Below are 3,428 nucleotides of genomic sequence, written 5' to 3'. Positions count from 1 at the left end.
GGGTCGATGCCAAAGCCATCATGGAAGTTGAAGCCTCCATTCCCACTCTTGCCTTCTTAGGTGTAGTTGATTCGATCATGTTAGAACTCGCATATGGGAATAATGAAAAACGTTTAAACGATAAATTAAATGCCTCGTGGACTGTATTTTGGAGAGGTATTTCACAGCTATGATTTTACAGAGAGAGGTATTGCTTCATGAAGAAACCATTAAAAGAACAAAAAATAGTTTTACTCATTCTATTAAGTAATATATTCATTGTTTTTCTAGGAGTCGGACTTATCGTCCCTGTTATGCCATCCTTTATGAATATTATGCATCTATCAGGCCAAACGATGGGTTATCTGATGGCGGCCTTTGCGTTTGCACAATTACTCATGTCTCCCCTTGCAGGACGATGGATTGACACGTATGGCAGAAAGAAAATGATCGTAATTGGCTTATTCCTCTTCAGTATATCAGAGGTGATCTTTGGATTAGGCACACATGTATCCGTTCTTTATTTATCTCGAATTCTAGGTGGCATCAGTGGTGCATTTATTATGCCAGGCGTAACTGCTTTTATTGCAGATATTACCTCAGTAGAGGAAAGGCCCAAAGCGATGGGTTATATTTCTGCTGCTATTAGTATCGGTTTCATTATTGGCCCAGGTATCGGAGGTTTTATTGCTGAGATGGGTGTGCGTGCCCCATTCTACTTTGCTGCTGGCTTCGCATTAATAACATGTATTTCATCCCTATTTATTTTAAAAGAGCCACTAACCAAACAGGAGCTTTTGGAAATCACTCAGCTCAAAAAAGGTACCAGCTTTGTAACTGATCTGAAACGATCAATTCATCCACAGTACTTTATTGCCTTTATTATTGTGTTTGTACTGGCCTTTGGTTTATCAGCATACGAAACAGTATTTAGTCTGTTTTCAGATCATAAATTTGGTTTCACTCCAAAAGATATTGCGACCATTATTACAATAAGTGCAATCTTCGGGGTTGTAGTTCAGGTCTTTATGTTTGGAAAAATGGTAGAAAAACTCGGTGAAAAGAGACTCATCCAGATATGCCTAATCGCTGGCGTAGTATTGGCGGTAGTATCCACTATGATCTCAAGCTATTTAGCCATTTTGCTAGTAACTTGCTTCATCTTTCTCGCATTTGACTTGCTGCGACCAGCATTAACGACCTATTTATCAAAAACGGCTGAAAAAGAACAAGGATTTGTCGCTGGAATGAACTCCACATATACAAGCTTGGGCAATATCGTCGGGCCCGCGTTAGGCGGTATATTATTTGATGTAAACATCAACTATCCGTATCTCTTTGCCGCTGTCATTATGTTTATTGGTCTTGTCATTACAATGATGTGGAAAGAAAAACAATCAGCTAGCAGCAAATCCTGATTAGCCGACTCGAAGAGGACTTTTAGCGGTAGATTCCGAAGCCAATGGAATTATATGGGGCGGATATATCCCCCCTCCAAGGGAGCTTAATGATTGCTGCCCTACGACGAGCTAAGTCTCGCAGGTGTGTCCGTTTAAATCCGCTCCCTCGAAAACCCACAGTCGTACCAAAGGACGAATTACCCATGCATGAATACGATGTTATCTGTATCTATATATTCGCTTTACGCGTTATATATTGGGTTAGTAATGGAGTTGCCATAATTAATATAATTCCAATAGTTATGTAGATTAGCGGGGTTCTTATTTCAATGTCCATATATAGATAGTTATTAATGTAATTATCTATAATATCGTCTCCAAGATCTCCAAATAGGAAGATGAATCCTGTACTAATCAAATCACAAATTCCAATTATCAAAAAAATAAAACCAATGAATACAATAATCAAATATGTAATATTCCAGAATACGTTTTCATTCTGTTTAATAAAAAAAGTTAACAGTTTCTTTCGAGAAAATAATAAATAAACTCCTATTAGCAAATAAACAAATGGACCAATATATTGATCTAAAATCATGAATTTTAACTCTTCCTCGGAAAAGTTTGAAAAAATAATATTCGCAACTTCAATAATCGAAAAGATAACTAATATTAGTCCTAATAAACTTAACCCCACAGAAACAACTTTCCTATTTATAAACTCCATGACAAAACCTCCCTAATCCATAAAAATAATTGCATACCTTCAGTTAACGTCTTATTTGCAAACTTCGTGAACTTCTCGTTATTTTAGGTTTCGTGAGGTGAATAATTAATCTATCCGCCCGTTAGCATTCCTGTAGGGCGTTAATTTTCCGCTTTGCAAAAAAACGAGCGCCTCGGTACGATGGAAATACGCAACGGGTCATAGCCCTAAAAATTCCATCATCCAGGAGGACGCTCTACTATGAAGTTTAAATTGCAGGACAAACAAAATCAACTCATTGAAAAAATTACCGCCCAGCAATACCAGATTAGGCATCTGCACAGTCATTTAGTTATTCACCCACGTATTATACCCAAGAAAGACTGAGCGCTTGGAAATAATAATACAATAGCACAATCAATACCCCTTGATCGATCCAAGGTTTATCAACGCTGTTTCATGTCCTCCAATTCCCACTCTGTTCTAAAATAAAAATGCCTTGTTGTATACTACAAGAATAACAAGACATTTTACTGATCACCTGAAAAGGAGAGAAATATTATGCAATATCCGTATCAAAACCCAAATTTGGGATTTCTAATGAATCAAACAATTGACTTTTCCAGAAACATATTTATATTGGACATGAAGCAAGGGGATGTAAACGGAGACGGAATTGTAGATATCGTATATTTATACGGCAATAAACCTGAAGGACCATCTGGAATCTTTGCTGACAATATTACACTTGTTATCGAAGATGGACTTTCTAAACAGCGTACCACGGTTAATCTTGAATTCAATGCTGGATACAACGCCAGACTGTTCCTCGGAGATTTTGACAAGGATCATATTAGTGACATACTAGTTAGCATCGATACAGGCGGAAGTGGAGGATATGGTATTTTCTATATCTACTCATTTAAGAATAACATTGTACGTGAAATGTTCGATTTTAATCAATATAATAATGAGTATAAATTCAATGTAAATTATGAAGATTTTTATAAGGTGAGTGTGAGCAGTCCACAACTTGACGTACTTTTCACAATAGACATAAGCAACAAAGGCTATGAATATTTATCCCAATATTACGATGACAATGGAAGATTGAAAAAGCCAATCAAAGGCGAGGTTCTTGCTTTAGGGGCTTTATATCCAATCGTTACAAATCAGAAAAATTTGAGCTATGATTTGTTGGCTTTACAGCGTATCATTGGCACATCAAATGCCGATACATTAGGATATGTGGAAAACATTTTAACATGGAATGGTTTTACATTTATTTCTTCCAGATTGTCTGTATCAATACTTGGTACAAAGTTAATTGCGCTGTATTAAGT

At 36.7% G+C, this 3,428-nt stretch carries 4 protein-coding genes; 3 read left to right on the top strand and 1 reads right to left on the bottom strand.

Annotated features, from left to right (window positions below; genetic code table 11):
- Window positions 1-197 precede the first annotated feature (197 nt).
- Complete coding sequence (locus tag AC1DWN_RS30665; RefSeq protein WP_477562643.1) at window positions 198-1,397, top strand: MFS transporter; 1,200 nt, start codon at window positions 198-200, stop codon at window positions 1,395-1,397.
- A gap of 211 nt (window positions 1,398-1,608) precedes the next feature.
- Here the strand turns inward: AC1DWN_RS30665 and AC1DWN_RS30660 are convergent, their stop codons facing one another.
- A complete protein-coding gene (locus AC1DWN_RS30660) occupies window positions 1,609-2,106 on the bottom strand; it encodes a hypothetical protein (protein WP_477562642.1) in 498 nt (165 codons plus the stop codon).
- Window positions 2,107-2,346: 240 nt separating this feature from the next.
- Between AC1DWN_RS30660 and AC1DWN_RS30655 the strand changes: the two genes are divergently transcribed.
- Window positions 2,347-2,472, top strand: a complete 126-nt coding sequence (locus AC1DWN_RS30655; RefSeq protein ID WP_477562641.1) for a hypothetical protein — start codon at window positions 2,347-2,349, stop codon at window positions 2,470-2,472.
- Window positions 2,473-2,646: 174 nt separating this feature from the next.
- Complete coding sequence (locus tag AC1DWN_RS30650) at window positions 2,647-3,426, top strand: VCBS repeat-containing protein (RefSeq protein ID WP_477562640.1); 780 nt, start codon at window positions 2,647-2,649, stop codon at window positions 3,424-3,426.
- Window positions 3,427-3,428: the final 2 nt, after the last annotated feature.

Source organism: Paenibacillus sp. P4_A7 (assembly GCF_056402455.1).
Note: the sequence above shows the minus strand (reverse complement) of the source record. Positions and strands in the feature narration are given on the sequence as shown.

Coding starts and splice junctions, on each gene's coding strand:
- AC1DWN_RS30650 (WP_477562640.1), top strand. CDS start 2,647: ATGCAATATCCGTATCAAAACCCAAATTTGGGATTTCTAATGAATCAA.
- AC1DWN_RS30665 (WP_477562643.1), top strand. CDS start 198: ATGAAGAAACCATTAAAAGAACAAAAAATAGTTTTACTCATTCTATTA.
- AC1DWN_RS30655 (WP_477562641.1), top strand. CDS start 2,347: ATGAAGTTTAAATTGCAGGACAAACAAAATCAACTCATTGAAAAAATT.
- AC1DWN_RS30660 (WP_477562642.1), bottom strand. CDS start 2,106: ATGGAGTTTATAAATAGGAAAGTTGTTTCTGTGGGGTTAAGTTTATTA.